Here is an 18756-nt window from a genome sequence, read left to right on the forward strand (position 1 = left end):
CCGGGTTCACGCTGCACTCGTAGTTGCTGGTCTCGTAGCAGAACGGCAGCGCGTGGCCGCTCTGGTCGTAAACGGTTATTGGCTCTCCCTTATACGTGCTGGGAAGCTTGATCTTGAGCTGGTAGCCCTTTAGGTTCTTGTCGTTGGGGTTGTAAACGGTTAGCTCAACCTCTTTGGTAAACAGCGCTCCGAGCTCGTGCCACGAGTTAGGAGTTAGGGTCAGCCCGGTGGCCACGTACCTTAGCTCTCGGGCCGTGTCGTTAGTGGCGGCGACCAAGAGCTGTCCTCCGTCCACGGCGATGCCCCAGTACCCCGGCTGTTCGACCAAGACGTACGTGCCCGAAATGCTGTCCACTGCGAACTTCAGTCTAACGGCAGTGCCTTCGTCCGCGTTGCTCTTGAAGTCGTACTTCAGTTTGGCTGACCCTCCTTCGTTGGAGGGCTTTATCAAACTCCCGTGCGTGTAGAGGACCCCGTTCTTGTTGAGTAGCGAACAGCCGAGGGCCTCCTTGAAGGAGTAATAAGCGTCGAACACCTCTTGAGGAGGCGCTATGGAGCTCCTCTCTCTGTCGACTGGGCCGATGAATATCTTTGTGTACCCAGGCTTCAAGGTTGGTATCTTGATCCATATGGTGTTAGACTCGGCGGGCTCGCCGACGCACTCTAAAGTTTGGGGCATCTCGACGCAATACTTAGCCTCTTCTCCGTCCTCAGTTATTACGCTCAAGTACTTACTGGCGTCAATTCCAGTCACTTTAATCTGGACGTTCTTAAGGACCTTGCCCGTTGGGTTATACACTTTCACCACGTAAGCTGGGGTAGCGTTCGTCCAGAGGGGGGCCCAAGCCGTGCCGGCCACGAAGGACTTCAGGCTCGGCCCCTCGAGTGCGAAGCCTCTCTCAACCTTGACTTCTGCGCCTTCGCCGTCAAAGTTCTCCGGCAATGGCGCCCTCTTAGGCGGTATGGGCCCGCAGTTCTTTGGCTGGCGGGAGTCCTTGAAGAAGTGCAAGTGCCAAGTTATTGTGTCACCTTTTATTAAGTTCAAGCCGCCGATGAACTGTAACTTAAGCGTCCCGCCCCAGCAGTGATCGAAGAACTGAACCCTTATCCTGTGCAGCCCCTTGGTCACGACTATGTCTTTATCCTTCTTTCTAGTGGAGTGGCTGTTCCAATCGTCGTATACTAAGCTATTGTCCAACCAAATTCTTACCCCGTCGTCGGACTCCACGTGTAGAGTTACCTCACCGGAAGCTAGGAATTCCACGTCTGCGTATACCTCGGCGTAAGTGCCGTGTCCGACGTCCGCAGGAGCCGGGTAGTAGGCGTCGTAGCTTCCTCCGTAGCCGGTGGGCCAGCTGCCTATACTTAGCATCTCGCCCTTTCCTTTTACCTTTATCGTTGGATAATTCCCGCCGTTTACGGGGTCCCGCTCGTAGCTCAGCTCGTCTTTTGAGGGCAAAAGGTCCGAGAACAGCTTCTGGGCGCCGTTGGTTCCCTTTTCTATAACTATGAATATCCGCTCGCCCGCCTTCATTTCCTTCGGTAGCAAGAACAATATCGCGTTGCTGGGGACGACGGAGCAAGAGGACCCGCTCACGTAGCAGAACGACACGTCTTGGCCGTTGTACTTCAGCTTGAACGGTACCTGCAGCTCCGGAGGTAAGGTAACTAACACCGGCACGCCCTCTGGCAAGTCCCTTTCGGCCTTCACCTCTATCACGTCAGACCCGACTTCCACTTGGCCCGGCACCACAAGCCCGGAAGCCAACGCAGTTACCTTGGAGAGCTTCATCCCGTAGACGTTCGGCTGTACGCCGGTCTCTGTGGAGTTTATCGTAAGCGCCACTGCCCTTAGCCTTCCGAGCTCGTTAAAGCTAGTTACGTTGAACTTCTCGGTAACGAAGTTTACGTAGCCGATCAGTGGCGACGCGACGTCGCTTACGAAAGTCGCCTTGACGTTACCTTCCACGTAGGGCTTCGCTATTATGTATTCGACTTTTACTGGAAATATTCTTTCGGTCGCGAAACTCCCGAATCCCACGTACTTGACTTCGTCCAGCCTAAACTTTACGCCCTCGACGTCTATCCCGTCCAAGTCGAAGGTCCTTTGTCTTCCTCCGTAAGTTAGCTTTAACGTGCCATCCTTGGATATCGACGCCTCGAAGGTTCTCCAAGCCTCAGAGCTCCAGCCGACCGAGTCGAGGCGGCTCGACTCTCCCTCGCTGTCCTCGAACCAGCCGTAGCCGACGTACGTGTCAGAGGAGAGGGTCCACTTCACCCACTTGTTGCCGTCGCTGAAGATAGCTGGAGAGAAGCCGTAGTTGTCCGTCCCCTCCCCTTTTGTTCTAACTACTATGCTAACCCCGTCGTACCTCGCCAAAGACGATGAGTTTATCGGCATGAATACGTTCCAGTAACCTCTCCCCTCTATTACCAGCTTTCCATTATCTATATGGAAGAATCCCTCGGCTTGGAAGGGGTCGAACTGTTCGCCGCTAGTCGGCGTCCCGACGGCGTACATGGTTGTCTTGCCCACGCTCAGAGTGCAGAGCACGCTCAGCTTTCCTTGATAGTTGACATTGTCGTCACACTCGCTAGTACACGCCTCTTCGCCACTTATTATATCGTAGAACACCTTATTCGCTGGGTCATAGCCCATTAAGAACACTGGTTTTGAGGGGGCATTTGCTACGGCCTCGTAATAGGAGTTACTTGTCGTGTTCCTTAACAGTTTCACTATCTCGTCATCGTTGAGTGTTACGTTGAACACTGTTACTTTCTCGACTACGCCGTGGAAAGTTGACTCCAAGCCGCTGAGGCTGTCATCGTTGTCCCTGCCGCTTATGCTCAAGCTAAAGTCGTAGATCGACGACCAACACCCCTTCCCGTAGCTCGTAGAAGCCAAGTCAACGGTCTTAACGCTCACCGTGCCGTCATGAAGTATGTAAACTCTCGCGTGTCTCTGGTCCATGAACGGGTAAGCTATGGCTATCGAGTACCACTCGCCGGGTCTCACCTCGTAGCCGACCGGCACCCACTGCCAGCACCACGAACTTCCTTCCCGGTGAACTATCGCTATCATGAGCTCTCCAGTGGGAACGTTGGCAAAATGACCATTGTTTACAGCGACTTCCCACGCCCTTTCTTTATTTACTATTATTTGCTCTGGGTCCTCTCTTTCGCCTCCGTCGTTGTTCCACTTGAACCTGAAGATAACTGTCATATTGCGGCCGTAGGCTAGGGTTAGTCTGCCCTCTGGGTCCAAGAACCTTATGGTGGCGTGCGCCGCGTCCGAGAAGGAGGGCATGTAGTTACAGGCTACGTTTAGGGTCCCGTTCTCGAAGTCTACGTACGCCGGGAACACTTGAGCGCCGTCGACGGCGCCGTTGCGGTCGGTGAAGACGTAGTAGGTGACCTTCCCTTCTGCGGGGACGTCGACCTTGAGCCACACGTAGCCGTCCCCCTTCGAGGGGTCGGCTACGCACTGGCCGGCGGAGGTCTCGTAGCAGAAGGGCACGGGCTCGGCGCGCTCGTCGAGTATCCTAATCGGCGCTCCCTTCAAGTAGTCAGGAAGCTTCAACCTGACGGGATATCCCTTCAAGTCTACGGTGTTATCGTTAGTCACGACTATCCTTGGAGCTCTCTTGGTGCTGTCCACCGCGGGCTGTAGGAACCGGTAGACGTTCTCGCCCTTCTCGTTCTCCACTAAGACCGTGGGGGCGTTGGGGCCTTTGTAAGGGACGTAGCACATCTTGAACTTTTGGTTGGCGGAGGGAGCCAGGCACTTAAACCCGTTTACGTTCATCAATTCTACCCACTTGCCGTCCCCCAATTGTCCGCTCCCGCTGGCCGGCCTTATCCCAGCTATTCCGACGTACAAACATACGGCGCCCGTAGTGGAGCCCGCAAAGCCCGAAGGTTTGCTCGCCATGAACGTAAGGACTCCGGAGCTCTCTTCCGGCAGCCCCGGCGAGGAGCTGGAGGGCACTAACGGGGTGAAGGTCCACTGCAGCTCGTACAGTCCAGGGTTCTTGACGCCTTCCCAAACCGTTACCGCTATCCCTCTTAAGTAGTCCAAGTCTATGTACTTCTTGAGGGGGTGGTTGGGGTCCTTTACCGCGTTCTCTATAGCTGACCTCAAATCTATGAACACTGCCGTCGGGACGTTGTTTCTAAAGGCAACCGCCTTGGGCTTCCAGAGGTAAGCTATAACATAGGCGTCGTTGTCGCCGACTACCTCCTTGGGCGGCGGGCAGTACTCTAAGGGGCTCCCGGGGGCGGGGACCAAGCTGACCGCAGGAGGGGCTGCCTTGGTACTGAGCTTGAGCGGCGTAGCAAATGTTAAGACCACATACTTGGTCATGCCTCCTACGGTCGTGGGCAACATTACCTTCACTCCTACCGGCGTGTCAGTTTTCACGCGCTTCTCGTAACACATCAAGTACGACACGGCGACGCCCGTCTCTCCGGTTAACTTGACCTTGATGACGTCTGAGGGCCCGAACCTCTTCAGTACTACCATTCCCTCTTCAGTCAAGTCCTCTCCGGTCTCTAGTGAGAAGACGTGCAGCTCTCCCTTGCCCACGAGGAGCTGTGCAGTCCTCACCTCGGGAGCCTCCTTGCAGCGCGTCACGGCCTCTTCGGGCTGCACTCCGGCCTTGACTGCGCAGAGCTTGAGTTGCTTAACGAACACGTCCCCTCCTATGCCGGCCAGCAGGGCGGCGTCCCTCGCGTTCAGTTGAGTAGCGCTGACGTTGCCGACTACCTTTCCGTTTATCACTAGGTAAGCGTAGCCCCCTTGGACAGTTAAGCCCACCTCCAACTCGCCTTTGTCGTTCAGGGGAGCGAGCGGAGTCACTTTCCCGTTCACACCTATGCCGACGAACGAGTTGTTGCCGAACAGTTCGACAACTTCGTTCCATAATGTATTGTTATCGTAAATCACAGCGTAGACTCCGTTGATATTCTTGATAGCCCGGACTAGGTCGTTCTCCCCGCTCGCCTCCGCGGGGAAGCCCAGCACCAAGGCCCCTCCGTCGACCTTCACCCTTGCCCACACGACCTCCCCGTAGCCCTCGGGGACCTCGTAGGTGTTCCTAGTTACTATAAGCGTCCCCGGCGCGTGAGGCGTCTGGTAGGAAGAGACCGATAACGTCAAGCCTTGATCGGTCAACCTCGGGAAGGTGCCGGACCACAAGCTCCCGGCCTCTTCCAAGGAGCTTGGGTACCAGTATGCCTCGAAGTCCGACTGCCTTATTTTGGTAAAGTCGAACGCCTTTAGCACGGTAAGCTCCGGCGACGGTGAGAGAGCGAGCTTTAGCCAAGCCCCGGGTAAGTAGAACTGAGCCTCGAAGCACTCCCCTACGTAGAGGGGCTCTGTTATTGGTTTGGTTAAGGCGTACTCGTAGTTACTCTCTCCGTACTTTTCAGAGAATATCCTTAACGGCCTTATGTTGACCGTCGGCACGGCCTCGGCCGTAGCGGCCACAGGGGTCGCCGGGGCGGTCGCAATAGCTGCCGCGCCGCCCCCGCCACACGCCCCTTTCTTGACCCAGCCAGTGTCCTTCATCAAGAAGTATACATCTTTAACCTTGATGATAACCCTCCCTTCGAGCATATCCTCTGGCGACACTCCTATTAACGAGGCGAGCGACTTGTAGTCCACGTAACCCACGACGTCTTCCAACACTGAAGCGCTCTGCGAACACGGCGCTCCGGGGGAGCTCACGTACTTAACGGTTATTCCGTTAACGGCTTTTATCCTGTTCTTAGGTATGAATATCACGAATTCCTTCTTTTCTCCGGTAGTAGTAAACATCACCTCCATGTTTACTTCCACTGCCAGTATCTTCTTCCCTTCCTTTGGGGGCGCGCAGTGGAAGACCAAGTATGGTTTCGCCTTCTCGAACGTCAAACTGCCCAAGGAGCACGCGTTCACGACGTCTGCGCACACGTCGGCCGCAGAGGCGCCGAGCTGGGCCTTCTCAACTAGCTTCTTGGCGCTCTTTAACGTCTCGAGCTGCACGCTAGCTATTCTTACGAATAGGAACAAGGCCATTAGTATTATCAGCGTTACGAACACTATTGAAATTACACTGCCGAGGCCTCCTTTCCTTGTCCCTCTGAGGATCACTTCTCGACGCCGTTGTTTCTCACCGATCCTTCTGCTTTTAAGTATTACAAACAAGGAACTTAGACAATAGGGCTCTTCCATGCTTCAAGCTGTTCTGTGTTACAAAAGCAGCCCTAAATTTTTAGCCTCCTCTAAGAGGCGGAGGACCTCCTCTTCATCAAGGTCGTACCACGTCTCGTAGGCGTCCGCCACCGCGAAGTAAGGCCCGCTCCTCAGGTTGGGAACTATCACCAGATCCGCTTTCCGCGCCACCCTCTCGGCCCCCTCCACGCTGCCCGTGGGCGCGGCTGCCCACACCTCCCTTGCTCCCATCTTCCTCACGGCCTCCACGGCAGTTAACATGGTATACCCGGTAGCTATGCCGTCGTCCATTATCGCTACGGTCAAGTCAGTGAGGTCAGGGTAGGGCTTGCCCCTCCTTAACACCCTCTCCCTCTCCTTTACCTTCTCTAAGGCTTGAGAGAGCTGGACCTCCACCTCTTCCTCACTGAGGGGGCTAGGGCCTATCACTGCTGTCCCTAAGGGCCCTACGGCGCCGAAGCCCGCCTCAGTGGTCCAAGGGTATAAGACCTTCTTCACTATAATTATATCCATTTTAACACCTAATACCTTCGCAGCTTCCAAGGCCACGGGAACTCCGCCGGCCGGCACCGCCATTATTAGGTCCGGAACCAGCGAGCGGGACTTCATGAAGGAGCCCAAGGCCCTTCCGGCGTGCCTCCTGTCCTTATACACTTCAACTTTCTCGGCCAAGGAGGGGTCGTAAATTACCTCGCCCACTGCTCCCCCTGGGGAGGAGCGTAAAAGGACGTTATCGGTTAGGACCCCTCCTCCTTGTTCTCTCCGGCAAGGCCCTCTCTCTTAGCGACCTCAAGTATCTCCTTCTTCAGCTGCTCAGCGCTCTTCCCCTCGGTACTTATGCCCAACTTCTTGGCGAGGGCCTTGAGCTCCTCGTCACTCACGCCCTCGGACCCCTTCTTGACCTCGACCTCCTCGCTGTACTCGCCTTCGGCGGCCTTCTTGAACTCCCTGACCGCTACACCTATGCTGCGGGCCAGCTCGGGTATTTTAGAAGGGCCGAATATCAAGAGGATTGCAAATATCAACAATATCAGCATCTCGTTAGGGCCCAAGCTGAAGAGGGCCACGGGCACGGTTAACACTCGCTCGCCACCGACCGCACATCGACCTTGTAGTTTATAAGCGCTTTAAGTCATGAGGTCGCCAATATTTAGTTTCGCGTCACGGCCGTCCGGGGTACAGCGGGTGAACGATAAGGTAAAGCTAATCATGAGGGAGCCGACTGAAGAGGTCCTCACACCAGAGTTGCTCGAGGAGTACGTAGAACAAGGGATAGTGCTTAAGCACTACATAGGCTTCGAGATATCCGGGTTTGTACACTTGGGGACCGGAATAGTTACCATGAGAAAGGTAGCGGATTTGCAGAAGGCTGGAGCGAGGACCACCCTCTTCTTGGCCGACTACCACTCTTGGATAAACAAGAAGCTGGGCGGGGACTTGGACGTAATAAAGAGGGTAGCTCTAGGTTACTTCAAGGAGGCGTTGCTCCAATCGCTAAAGGCCGTAGGAGGGGACCCCGAGTCGGTAGAGGTAGTGTTGGCGTCCGAGTTCTTTGAAAAGATGGGAATTAAGTACTTCGAAAATTTCTTGAAGATTTCTAACAGACTGACGTTGGCCAGAGTAAGGAGGAGCATAACTATAATGGGAAGGAAAGAGGGTGAGTCGGTGAACTTTGGGCAGCTTGTGTACGTACCCATGCAAGTGGCCGACATATTTTCTCTGGGAGTTAACTTGGCGCACGGAGGGATGGACCAGAGGAAGGCTCACGTGATAGCGATAGAAGTCGGCCCGAAGGAGTTCGGCTACAAGCCGGTGGCGTTACACCACCACTTGCTCTTGGGCCTCCACATAGATGAAGAGACGAGGAAGAAATTATTAAAAGCTAAGAGAGAAGGCGACAGGGAGGCCTTCGAAGAGGGAATAGCTGAAATAAAGATGTCCAAGTCTGTCCCCCAGAGCGCAATATTCGTGCACGACGCCCCGGAGGATATAAGGAGGAAGCTGAGGAAGGCCTACTGTCCCGCGGGGGAGGTCGAGATGAACCCAGTACTGGAGATAGCCAAATACGTGGTGTTCCCTTGGTTAGAAGACTTGGGACGAACGTTCGAAGTGGTGAACAAGAAGACCGGGGAGAGGAAAGAATACAAGAAGTACGAAGAAGTGGAGAGAGACTTCGCGCGCAAGGCATTACACCCCTTGGACCTTAAGATGTCCGTCGCAAGCTACTTGATTGAGATGCTAAAACCCGTCAGAGAGTACTTCTTAGAGGGTCCGGGAAAGAAATACCTCGAGGAGATGAAGGAGATACAGATAACGAGGTGAAGTTTTATATCTTGAGCGCGCGGACCCGCACACAAGGGTACTTGGTGCCGGTCAAGCTCGTGGTCGGCGCGCTCTTCGGCGACGAGGGGAAGGGCAAGGTAGCCGCTTACCTCTCCTTCGTTGAAAGGCCGGAATTCCTCGTGAGGACCGGGGCGATAAACGCCGGTCACACTGTAATACACATGGGGAAGGAGTACAAGCTGAGGGCCCTGCCCTCGGGAGCGGTCACTTGCGACTTGTGTAAGGCCGCCGTGGCCCCGGGAGCTTTGATAAGCGTGGATGTCTTAGCAAAAGAGGTTAAGGAGCTCAAAATTTCAAAAGAGAGAGTACTTGTCGATGAAAGAACAGGAATTATTGAGGAGGAACACGTTAGAAGGGAGAGGGAGGACGCCCACTTGAGGACCAAGATAGGCTCCACGCTCACCGGCGTGGGAGCTGCCATGAGTGACAGAGTCTTGAGGAGGTTGAAGCTGGCGAGAGACTTCAAAGAAGAGATAGAGAAGTACGCAACGGTCACTGACGTGACATCTCTCCTCTACGACGCAGTCGACTCTTATAAAGTGGTCCACGTCGAGGGCACACAAGGCTTCGGGTTGAGCCTATTCCATGGCACGTATCCGTACGTAACGTCTAGGGACGTCACGGCCGGAGCCTTGTTGAGCGAGACCGGGCTGGCTCCGTCGGACGTTGAAGACGTCATACTGGTCACCAAGTCCTTCGTGACAAGGGTGGGAGAGGGACCCCTCAAGGGAGAGCTGGGAGCGGAGGAGCTTCAGAGGAGGGGAATGGTAGAGCGCGGCACCGTTACCGGGAGGCCCCGGAGGGCCGCCCCCCTAGAAGAGAACTTAGACTTGCTCAAGAGGGCGGCAAGGGCCAACGGCGCTACAAAAATTGCAATAACTAAGGTGGATGTTCTGTTCCCGAAGGCGAAGGGCGTCACCTCCTGGAGCGACTTGCCGGCCGAGGCGAAGCTCTGGATAAGTGATATAGAAAAAGAGGTAGGGGTGCCGGTCTGTTACGTAGGCACGGGCCCGGAGGTACTAGAGACCGTAGGGGTGTGTTGAGATGAAGGAGTACGACGTCCTTATAGTAGGGGCCGGCCCTGCCGGGATGTTCGCGGCCCACGAGCTGGCCATCCTCGGGGAGGGCAAGCTGAAAATAGGGATAATAGAGAAGGGCTACTTCGCCCACCAGAGGAAGTGCCCGCTCCAAGAGCCAAAGGTGGGGAAGTGTACCTACTGCGAGCCCTGCCACATAATTTACGGCGTAGGGGGCGCTGGGACGCTTTCCTCCGGCTTGATAAACTTGAGGCCGGACGTGGGCGGCGACCTCCACGAGCTCGTCGGGAGCTGGGAGAAGGCTTGGGAGCTGATAGAATACGTGGACCAAGTGTTCTTGAAGTTCGGCGCTCCCCCAGACACCTTACACGAGCCCGATCCAGAATCCACCAAGGAGATTGAGAAGAGGGCGGCTAAGGTCGGGGCCAAGTTCGTGCCTATAAGGCAGAGGCACATAGGTACCGACAACTCAGTAAAAGTAATAAATAACATGACTAAGTTCTTGCAAGAGTACGGAGTAGACTTCATAGTGGGGACGACCGCTACAGACGTTGATAAAGTCAACAGCAAGTTCGTAGTGAAAACCAACAGGGGCGAGTTCTCCTCAAAGCTGCTCTTGTTGGCTCAGGGCAGAGGAGGGGCCGACTGGTTCGTGAGGGTAGCGCGAAAGCTCGGGGTGGAGCTGGAGCCGGGGCCTCTGGACGTAGGGGTCAGAGTGGAGGTCCCCGCGTCGGTCATGGAAGATATAATAAAAGTAGAGGTCGACCCTAAGATAATAATATACACGAAGACGTTCGACGACAAGGTAAGGACATTCTGTACGAACCACAGGGGGTTCGTGGTTAAGGAGCTCTACGACGACGGCACAGTGGGTGTAAACGGCCACGCATACTTAAGCAAGAAGAGTGACAACACGAACTTCGCCTTCCTGGTGACTATAAATTTGACGGATCCTATGGAAGACACCATAGAATACGGCAAGAACGTCGCGAGGCTGGCGACCAGGCTCGGAGGGGGCAACCCGCTTGTGCAGAGGCTAACAGACTTGGAGAGCGGGAGGAGGAGTACTTGGGAGAGAATTAAGAGGGGCATAGTGAGGCCCACCCTGAGGGAGGTGACGCCGGGCGACATCAGTATGGCTTACCCTTACAGGGTGATAACTAACATACTGGAGGGCTTAAATAGTCTGGACTACATAATACCCGGCGTGTTCTCGCCGCACACCTTACTCTACGCTCCAGAGATAAAGTATTACAGCATGAAAGCTAGAGTAGACCATAACATGGAGACTGCTGTGGACGGGCTCTACGCCGCCGGCGACGGCGCGGGCCTCTCGAGGGGTATAAACGTCGCGGCCGCCACGGGCGTGTTAGCCGGGAGGGCGATGGCTGAGAGGCTACTTTGATTTTCCTCCCCTTGTCCCCTCGGACGGAGAGCCTTGATATCGAGGGACGCCTACTCGAAGGAGAAGGGGGCTTACCTCTACTTCGCAGTCGTGAAGGGCGTGGAGGTTAAGGAAGTGGACCAAGAAGTAGAGGAGCTTCTGAAAGAGGCCGAAGGTGAGGTGCGCGGGAAACTGGCCTTAGAGACCTTGAAGGAGGAACCGAAAGTGAAGGCCTACAGGAGGTTCATGTGGGACCTAGGGATAGACCCAACCAAGGTGAGGCCTTCCTCAGAGGCGCTCGCGAGAAGGGCCTTGAGAGGCAAGGTACCCAGGATAAACTCCCTAGTAGACTTGGGGAACGCCGTCAGCTTGAAATACTTGGTTCCAATAGGAATATACGACTTGAACAATGTTATCGGAAAAATGACGTTGAGGAGGGCTAAAAGGGGCGAGCGCTTCGAGCCCATAGGGTCCGACCCTTTTGAGCTTGATGGAATAGAAATTGTCCTGGCGGACGAGAAGGGACCCATGCACCTCTTTCCTTACAGAGACTCCAAGAGGACTATGGTTACTTTGAACACAAAGAACGCCCTAGTGGTCGGCGCGGGGGTCCGCGGGGTCCCGGAGGAGGACGTCAAGAAGGCAGTTGAGGAGATAGTGAGGTTCTTGGAACGCAAAGGGGCGGAGGTGGGAGAGGTTGGAAGGACCCCGTAAGCTCGCCTTGAAAGCAGCGGAGAAGGCTAGAGACTTCTTGAGGTCTAAGTTCTTGAATGAAGGTTACTTGAATATCGTGGAGAATCACATAAGCGACGTCAGCAGGAGGATAGACTTAGAGGTGGAAAATATTATAATTAAAACGCTAAGAGAAGAAGGATTCAAGGGAGGAATAGTCACCGAGGAGAAGGGCGTGGTGGGCGAGGGGCCGCCCTACGCGGTAGTGGACCCCTTGGACGGGAGCTTGAACTACGCCGTGGGTTCGCCACATTGGGCGGTGAGCGTGGCGATAGCGGAGGGGGAGGAGTTCTCAACTATGGTGGCCTCCGCCGTGTGTCCGGGCTTCGGGCACCCTTGTTACTCGGCCTCCGACAAGGCCTATTCCGAAGAGGGGGAGGTAGTCCCAGGGACTCCGGAGAAGGTCATAGTCTTCTACGGCGAACCGGAGGACGAGAGGCAGAGCAAGTACCTACTTGAATTGAGGAAGGTCTTGGGAAAGCCCAAGGTAAGGGTGCCCGGAGCGATAGCGCTCGACATGGTTAACATGGCCAGGGGAAAGTTGTTGGCGCTTGTGGACGTTAGGAACAAGATAAGGAACGTGGACGTAGCTGGCGCTTACCTAATAATCAAGAAAGCCGGACTTCCCGTGCTCGAGGAGTACGAAGCGTTTCCCACTGACGAGGTACGTGTAGTGGGAAACATATTCTTCGGTAGGGACGAGGGGGTGTTATCGAAGCTGCTCGTCTCCGCCTCCCGGCTGGGTCTTAGGTAATGAAACCCAGACCACGTCCAAGCTAGCGCACACCGCCCCCTTCCCCAAGAGGGAGCTGAACGACGGCTCGGTCCTCCCCTCATCCCCGCTCACGAGCTCCTTTATGTAGAGGCCTCCTTGGGCCTTTATGAGGGCCTCAAAGGACTTGTCGTTCAACTTTCTCGTCCTCACCCAGTACACCCTCCTCTCCCTCACCAAGTCCGCCCTCCTGTGGAGTACCCTCTTGGGAGTCCTCTGCTTCACCACCACGCCTTCGAAGAACTCCTCGATAGCCTTCAAGTCGACCTCGTCCACGCCCTCGGGTACGTAAACCAAGGCCAAGTAAACTTTCTCCTTCTTCGACTCCTCGGTCTTAACTCTCTGCACCCAGCTCCGGTCCGCGTACCCTTCGAACCTCAGCCACACGAGCTCGTCCTCGTACTCGGAGCCCTCGACGGGCAACTTCCTCCTCTTCGGCCTCTTCACCTCCGCCACGAAGGGCCTCCCGCTCCCGAGGGCCCTCACGTCGACGTCTTCCCTTCCTGAGGCGTGTAGGATGACCTCACCTCCAAAGGGAGATAACGCCTTTTTGACGGCCTTCTCCACGGAGTAGGGGTACTTCCACTCGCTCTGGGAGACGTTCCTGGCCTTCTTCTTATATATGCCGTATACGAAAACTGGCTTTATCTGTAGCTCCACCTTATCCTCCCTCAAGTTCATTATCGCTACCACGTGAGGGTCCTCGAAGTCGGGCTCCTTCCCAAGCATCTCCTTGACCTTCTTTCCTACTTCCCTCTTTAGGGAGTTCTTCGCGCTCTCGGCATAAGGGAGCCTGAAGGCGCTTATTATCTCCCTCTGCCTCTCCACCATCCCCCCGCAGTCGGAGCAACCCACCAAGAACGTGTCGAACTCGTAGTCCTTCAGAGCTTCAACCACCTTCTTCGCCCAATAGTCCACCAGCTCCCTCCACTTGCCCCCGCAGACGTAACAGCTCCTCCTCTGGACCGAGTAGCCCATACTCTTCGCGAGCCCTTCGACCTCGTCCGAGTCGAAGTTGCTCATTATTCTCTCCGCTTCTTCCTTTTTCATTTCCCCTTCTCTGACCATTCTGTCTAACTCCATAATGATAGTTCTCCTTATGGCTTCTCCCCTGTGCTCGTTTCCCAAGCCTTTGCCCAACCTGGCGAACAAAGAGCCCAAGCAGTGGTCACAGAGGGGGTAGTGCTTCACCACCTCCAAGGCCTCTTCAGTTACTTTCAAGCGCTCCCCCTCGGCCTCCGCCTGAGCAGTTATAGCCGCTGAAGCAGTGGATATATACCCACATTTACACAAGGTCCGCTAGAGGTAGGGACGGTTAAGGTTCCCAAGCTGATGGCCACCCAGCACCCCGACAGCACTGTCGTACTCATGCCACAAGACGAGGTCGAGGAGGCAATTCAAGACGTCCTCCCGCTAGACCAAGGGGGGAGGGGCTGTGATGAGAAGATGGTGGACTACGAGGGCAAAGCGACGCCATACAACCAAATGAGGGACATAATTGAGGAAGCGAGGAAGTACGACGCGGTTCCGGGCGAGGACTTCTTGATCACTCCGAGAGTGCCGAATCCCAAGTTGGAAGACAAGGACAGGCACTTGCTGGCTATCACCGCGGCAGTGACGGCCAACATGTATTCCCAAATGTACTTCGACACAGACGCGATAAAGTACATAATCCTCCCCATGTCAACTTCAACCTTAGAACTGGCAGAGGTACAGAGGAGAATATTAAAGGTAGAAAGGCTGGTCTCGGAGGAGTTCTCGTTACGCGTTGAAGAATGGATCAGGCTGATCCCGCTTTTCGAAAACGCAGAATCTCACATGCACATAGATGAAATAGTAGAGGGGTTGAGGATAGCTTTCATTAAAGAGATTGGGATGTTTACAAACGAATTCAGAATATTCATAGGAAAGAGTGACTCTGGAATACACTCGGGCCACATAGCGAGTTCTATAGGGATCAGAATGGGCTTGCTGAAGCTGTGGAACTGGCAGAAGGATACGATGTTCAAAGTTTACCCGATAATCGGGATGGGGAAGCCTCCCCTGAGGGGCCACATGGCCGAGTGGACGATAGAGGAGTGGGTAAATGCTTGGAAAGGGTACTACACCGCCACCGTTCAGTCGGCTCTCCGCTTCAACACGGACAGAAAGGACTACGTACACGCCATAACTGTAGTGACTAAGAACTCCGGCGTGCAGCCTCCCCTCGAGCTTCTGAACTACGCCAAAGAAATGGTCAACGCGGCGTGGAAGGCGAGCGAGGTCTACGTGATGAGGTTAGAGAGGCTGGCAGACGTAATATCATTCATGGCAAAGTTCGTAACTCGGACGAGGGCGAGGTTGGACAGCTACAAGAGGAAGGCAAAGACAGGCAAAGAGATGCCCAGAGCGATAAGGTTCTGCGCGTCGCTTTACTCGATGGGCCTCGGGCCCGCCCTCATAGGTGCCGAGGTGATAGACGAGTTGGCCTCCGGCACGGCCGAAATGCTGGACCACTTACTAGAGTTCATACCTCTGCTCCCCAAGGACTTGGCGTTCGACTACGCGTTCAGCGACCTAGAGATATTTAAGAAATATGTGGACGATAAGACATTTGAAATGATAAAGAAGGATGTAGAAGTAGTCAAAGAGTACTTCGGCAACGTTGAACCGCCCAAGACGCCGCCGGAGGGCTACTTCGACAAGCTGAAGGAACTGAGAGCTACCCTCGACGAAGCGGACGTGAGCAAGGTAAAGGCAGTAATAATGGAGCTAGCCGAGATGAGGGGTTTCTTGGGCTGAACGCTCTTTGACTTATTGGTCAATAACGGTTATCTAAACTGACCGGAAAAGAAGCTCGATGGTAGCCTTGTGGAGAGCCTTCAGCGCTTTGGCAGAGCTCTCTAGGAAGTGGAGTAAGGCTTGGTTGAGGAAGCTCCTCTCCTCCCCCGGGGCCCCGAACAGGCCGAGGGGAAAGGTCTCCCTATACTTGCACGTCCCGTTCTGTAGGTCCCTCTGCGCGTTCTGCCACTTCGTCCGCTTCCCCTACTCCGAGAGCTTGGCCTCTAAGTACTTTAAGAAACTAATTAAGGACGTAGAGGAAGCCTACTCAAACGAGGTCGACGCGGTAGAGGCCTACGTCGGCGGCGGGTCGCCCTCCTCTAAACCCGAGGCCTTAGGGGAGCTAGTGGACGTGTTGTGGTCCCTCTGGAAGCCGCAGATATCCGTGGAAGTCCACCCGAGGGACGTAGTCCTCTTGGAGGCGGCCGACTACTTGGACCCGAAGAAGGTCACGAGGCTGAGCATGGGGATTCAGAGCTTCTCCCCAGAGATGTTGAAAAAGCTCGGAAGGCCCGTCTCTCCCGAGATCAACGAGCTTGCAATAGAAATAATAAAGTCAAAAAAGTTCAATACTTTTAACGTGGACGTGGTCTGGGGCTTGGAGGACCCCACGCCGGACGCCGTTAAGGCTCTGGAGTGCGGCGCGGACCAAGCGACCTTCTACCCCCTGATGCCTTTCCCCAAGAGGGGGCCCGAGGGGGAGAGGCTGTGCTTCCAGAACTACCAGAGGATCGTGAGGGAGGCCTCCAAGAGGGGCTTCGTGCGACAGAACGCTTGGACCTTCTCGAGGACCGAAGTTATGGTTGACGAATACGTGGCTCGTTCGGTAGAGTTCTTGGGTTTGGGGGTTAGTTCATTCAGCCTCATAAGAGGGGTAGTACACTTGAACGTGTTCGACGTGGAGGAATACTTGAGGAGGAGCTGGTTCGACCCGTGGCGCTCGTCCAAGCTCAGCCCGCTAGAGAGGACAGCCTTTAGGGCAGCAATGACCCTCCACTCCTCTCCTCCTCTGAAGGCCGAGGCGCTCTGGTACTCGGGGCTGGTGGTCTTGAGGGAGCTCTACAGCGTCTTGGGAGAGTTCAGGACTTCAATGGTGAGTAAGCTCTTGCAGAAGTACGTGTCGATACGCTCGAGAGGAAGCGTCTCATCGTCCGTTCAAGGTCAGAGAGCGTAAAGAAGCCCTCTATCCTCTTCACCTCTTTGTCGTCGTGGTAGAACACTACGGTGGGGACCCAGCTTATACCCAAGCTCTTGAAGAGCCTCGCCGTCTCCGGCGTCTTCTTTATCCTGATAAACGTTCCTTCTCCGCGGTGGAGCTCCACGAACTCCTCCCAGTGCGGCGCGACGTCCTCGCACGTGGGGCAGTAGTCGCTGTAGAAGAAGGCGACGAGGAACTCCACGTAAACTCCCCAAGAGGCTTCCTGCAGGAAAGTAATATCTTTTGTATACTGCACGGCTACCAACTCCTTATTTTCATCGCCCCAGTCCCTCAGAGGGTAGCTTCAGTGGACGAACTGTACCAAGCGATAGAAAAGTGGAGAAGTATAATTAATAAGGAATTGGAGGAACTGATCAAAAATACGTACGAAGAGAGGGTGATAAACGTAGCAAAGTACATCGTAGACGGAGGGAAGAGGCTGAGGGGAGCGCTGGTCATGTTCGTGAACGAGGCCCTAGGGGGGAACCCTGAGGACGCCTTGCCCGCCGCACTGGCGCTGGAACTCGTCCACGCGAGCTCCCTCTCAATAGACGACATAATAGACTTGGACTTCGTGAGGCGCGGAAGGCCCAGCGCTTGGGTCGCCAAGGGCGTGGCCAATACCGTGATGGTGAGCAACTTATTGATTCCCCACGCAATAATGTTGGTTAAAAGGTACGGGAAGAGGGCGATCGATAAAGTTGTGGAAGTTTGGTGGGAGGTGAGCAAAGGCGAGGTTTGGGACGTCCACGGCCCCCCTAAGAGGGGCGGGGTCGAGGCTTACGAAGCGATAATAGAGTCCAAGACGGCCTCCATGTTCGCACTCTCCGCCTACCTGGGGGGCCTGGCGGCCGGAGAGGAGGAGAGGTTGGAGAAGCTCTGGAGGTACGGCTTCTTGTTGGGCAAGGCTTACCAAATAGCGGACGACTTGAAGGACATCGAGAACGACACCAGCTTCTCAGCCAGACTGTTCAAGGAGTGGTTGAGAAAAGCCGGGAGGGAGGGTGTGTTGAGGAGGCTGAAGGAGATAGTTGATGAGTGCGAGAGGATAGGCGAGGACTTCGGGCCGTTGTTGGCGTCGTTCCCCAAGAAGGGAGTCGAGTTCATGGGCGTGAAACTATTACCTTCGACAAGAAAAGGGCCTCGGAGTTGCAGAGGAAGCTGTCGGAGCTGATTAAGGAAGAGGACTGCTTCGACCCCGAAGGGCTACGAACCGTAGGGGGGTTGGACGTCTCCTACAAGGGCGACGTGGGGGTCTCTGTACTCTCCTTGGTAGACTACAAAACCTTAAAACCCATTAAATACTACTACGTAAAGGCTAAAGTTCCCATCCCTTATGTCCCGGGCTTCCTAGCCTTCCGAGAGGCGCCCTTGCACTTGACTCTGATAAAGAAGGTCAAGGGGTATGACTTGCTCTTAGTGGACGGCCACGGGAGGGCCCACCCCAGGGGGCTGGGGATAGCCTCCCACGTGGGGGTGGTGAGCGGGGTCCCCACCATAGGCGTGGCCAAGAGGAGGTTGGTGGGGGAAGAGGAGGAGTGCGGGGGGAGGGAGTGCTTGGTGCGAAACGGCGAGGTGGTGGCTTACGTCCTCCGGAGGGGGAGGAGGAAGCTCTACGTTAGCGTCGGGCACTGCGTCAGCTTGGAGACCGCTTATCAGATAGTCAAGAGGTTGACCGTCGGGAAGCTGCCGGAGCCTCTGGCTTTGGCCGACCGCGTATCCCGCTCGCTGGCCCGCTCACTTCAGCTCTCTTAGCGCTTTCACGCACATCTCGTAGTGTTTCTCGTCCATCAAGCCCTCCTCCAAGGCAAGCTCACAAAAGCAGCTCCTCCGGGGTCTCCTCTCCCCCTCAGACACCAAGAGTTCGAAGTGATTCTTAACGGCCTCCTTAGAACATTCCTTTACCCTCTCGTCGCCCGAGAGCTTCCAAAGAGCCAGAGCGTAGTGTAAGTACATCAAGCTTCCCAAGTTGTAATGGGACAAGAAGTAGTTGGGCCTCCTCCAGTAGGGGTTAATCTCAGTCATGGTCTTACCCACCAGACGCTTGAGGTCGTGGTATCCCAAGAAGGCAGCCAGAGGGAAGTATATAGCGAAAAAAAGCAACAAGAACTCCCCGAAGCCTACGACCTTCTTGAGGCCAGTGAAGTACCAGATAAGCGAGGCCGTATTGAACACTGCCAGAGTGAAGGACAAGTAATTGCTTAACCCCAACTTAATGTAAGCATATGCCTTAAGCGCCTTGTGGAGCTTCGCCAC

General features: G+C 55.1%; 15 protein-coding genes. 9 read left to right on the forward strand and 6 right to left on the reverse strand.

The genetic code is table 11. The features are described from left to right. The 3 genes from AC1HCZ_RS03660 to AC1HCZ_RS03670 all read right to left on the reverse strand — a co-directional run. The coding region (locus tag AC1HCZ_RS03660; RefSeq protein WP_479462194.1) for a PA14 domain-containing protein at positions 1–6133 on the reverse strand (6133 nt) is incomplete at its 3' end. 99 nt (positions 6134–6232) lie between these two features. Then, complete coding sequence (locus tag AC1HCZ_RS03665; RefSeq protein WP_479462195.1) at positions 6233–6913, reverse strand: phosphoribosyltransferase; 681 nt, start codon at positions 6911–6913, stop codon at positions 6233–6235. Between the two features lie 38 nt (positions 6914–6951). After that, entirely contained in the window at positions 6952–7296 is a 345-nt protein-coding gene (locus AC1HCZ_RS03670; RefSeq protein WP_479462196.1) for a twin-arginine translocase TatA/TatE family subunit, read from the reverse strand. 52 nt (positions 7297–7348) lie between these two features. On the opposite strand from AC1HCZ_RS03670, the gene AC1HCZ_RS03675 reads away from it, so the two are divergent. The 5 genes from AC1HCZ_RS03675 to AC1HCZ_RS03695 are packed head-to-tail and all read left to right on the forward strand — an operon-like array spanning position 7349 to position 12464. After that, positions 7349–8536 (forward strand): tyrosine--tRNA ligase, encoded by a 1188-nt coding sequence (locus AC1HCZ_RS03675; RefSeq protein WP_479462197.1) that lies wholly within the window; start codon positions 7349–7351, stop codon positions 8534–8536. Between the two features lie 44 nt (positions 8537–8580). Then, positions 8581–9600, forward strand: coding sequence for an adenylosuccinate synthetase (locus tag AC1HCZ_RS03680; RefSeq protein ID WP_479462212.1), 1020 nt, complete (start codon positions 8581–8583; stop codon positions 9598–9600). A 1-nt stretch (position 9601) separates the two neighbouring features. Next, positions 9602–10999 carry an NAD(P)/FAD-dependent oxidoreductase gene (locus AC1HCZ_RS03685; protein ID WP_479462198.1) on the forward strand — a complete coding sequence of 466 codons (1398 nt, stop codon included), beginning with the start codon at positions 9602–9604 and terminating at the stop codon, positions 10997–10999. Between the two features lie 33 nt (positions 11000–11032). Continuing rightward, positions 11033–11692 (forward strand): B3/B4 domain-containing protein, encoded by a 660-nt coding sequence (locus AC1HCZ_RS03690; protein ID WP_479462199.1) that lies wholly within the window; start codon positions 11033–11035, stop codon positions 11690–11692. After that, a complete protein-coding gene (locus AC1HCZ_RS03695; RefSeq protein ID WP_479462200.1) occupies positions 11676–12464 on the forward strand; it encodes an inositol monophosphatase family protein in 789 nt (262 codons plus the stop codon). The genes AC1HCZ_RS03690 and AC1HCZ_RS03695 overlap by 17 nt, the downstream gene beginning before the upstream one ends. Here AC1HCZ_RS03695 and AC1HCZ_RS03700 read toward each other — a convergent pair. Beyond that, entirely contained in the window at positions 12420–13703 is a 1284-nt protein-coding gene (locus AC1HCZ_RS03700; RefSeq protein ID WP_479462201.1) for a tRNA pseudouridine(54/55) synthase Pus10, read from the reverse strand. The two genes, AC1HCZ_RS03695 and AC1HCZ_RS03700, sit on opposite strands and share 45 nt — an antisense overlap. Positions 13704–13814: 111 nt before the next feature. On the opposite strand from AC1HCZ_RS03700, the gene ppcA reads away from it, so the two are divergent. Both ppcA and AC1HCZ_RS03710 read left to right on the forward strand, forming a co-directional pair. Further along, positions 13815–15263: a phosphoenolpyruvate carboxylase gene (ppcA, locus tag AC1HCZ_RS03705; RefSeq protein WP_479462202.1), complete on the forward strand. Its 1449-nt coding sequence runs from the start codon at positions 13815–13817 to the stop codon at positions 15261–15263. A gap of 58 nt (positions 15264–15321) precedes the next feature. Beyond that, on the forward strand, positions 15322–16476 hold the full coding sequence (locus tag AC1HCZ_RS03710; RefSeq protein WP_479462203.1) for a radical SAM protein: 1155 nt from the start codon (positions 15322–15324) through the stop codon (positions 16474–16476). On the opposite strand, the gene AC1HCZ_RS03715 is transcribed toward AC1HCZ_RS03710, so the two are convergent. After that, a complete protein-coding gene (locus AC1HCZ_RS03715) occupies positions 16382–16756 on the reverse strand; it encodes a thioredoxin family protein (RefSeq protein WP_479462213.1) in 375 nt (124 codons plus the stop codon). The genes AC1HCZ_RS03710 and AC1HCZ_RS03715 overlap by 95 nt on opposite strands. Positions 16757–16807: 51 nt before the next feature. Between AC1HCZ_RS03715 and AC1HCZ_RS03720 the strand changes: the two genes are divergently transcribed. Both AC1HCZ_RS03720 and AC1HCZ_RS03725 read left to right on the forward strand, forming a co-directional pair. Further along, the gene (locus AC1HCZ_RS03720) at positions 16808–17674 is read left to right on the forward strand and encodes a polyprenyl synthetase family protein (protein ID WP_479462204.1); all 867 of its coding nucleotides are present in this window, start codon (positions 16808–16810) and stop codon (positions 17672–17674) included. Continuing rightward, complete coding sequence (locus AC1HCZ_RS03725) at positions 17650–18255, forward strand: endonuclease V (protein ID WP_479462205.1); 606 nt, start codon at positions 17650–17652, stop codon at positions 18253–18255. The genes AC1HCZ_RS03720 and AC1HCZ_RS03725 overlap by 25 nt, the downstream gene beginning before the upstream one ends. On the opposite strand, the gene AC1HCZ_RS03730 is transcribed toward AC1HCZ_RS03725, so the two are convergent. Then, the gene (locus tag AC1HCZ_RS03730; protein ID WP_479462206.1) at positions 18238–18756 is read right to left on the reverse strand and encodes a hypothetical protein; all 519 of its coding nucleotides are present in this window, start codon (positions 18754–18756) and stop codon (positions 18238–18240) included. The two genes, AC1HCZ_RS03725 and AC1HCZ_RS03730, sit on opposite strands and share 18 nt — an antisense overlap.

It is taken from the genome of Ignicoccus sp., assembly GCF_056435145.1.

Bases quoted from the DNA above. Each gene is read 5' to 3' on its own strand.
- ppcA (WP_479462202.1), top strand. From the start codon at position 13,815: ATGGCCACCCAGCACCCCGACAGCACTGTCGTACTCATGCCACAAGAC.
- AC1HCZ_RS03710 (WP_479462203.1), top strand. From the start codon at position 15,322: ATGGTAGCCTTGTGGAGAGCCTTCAGCGCTTTGGCAGAGCTCTCTAGG.
- AC1HCZ_RS03675 (WP_479462197.1), top strand. From the start codon at position 7,349: ATGAGGTCGCCAATATTTAGTTTCGCGTCACGGCCGTCCGGGGTACAG.
- AC1HCZ_RS03685 (WP_479462198.1), top strand. From the start codon at position 9,602: ATGAAGGAGTACGACGTCCTTATAGTAGGGGCCGGCCCTGCCGGGATG.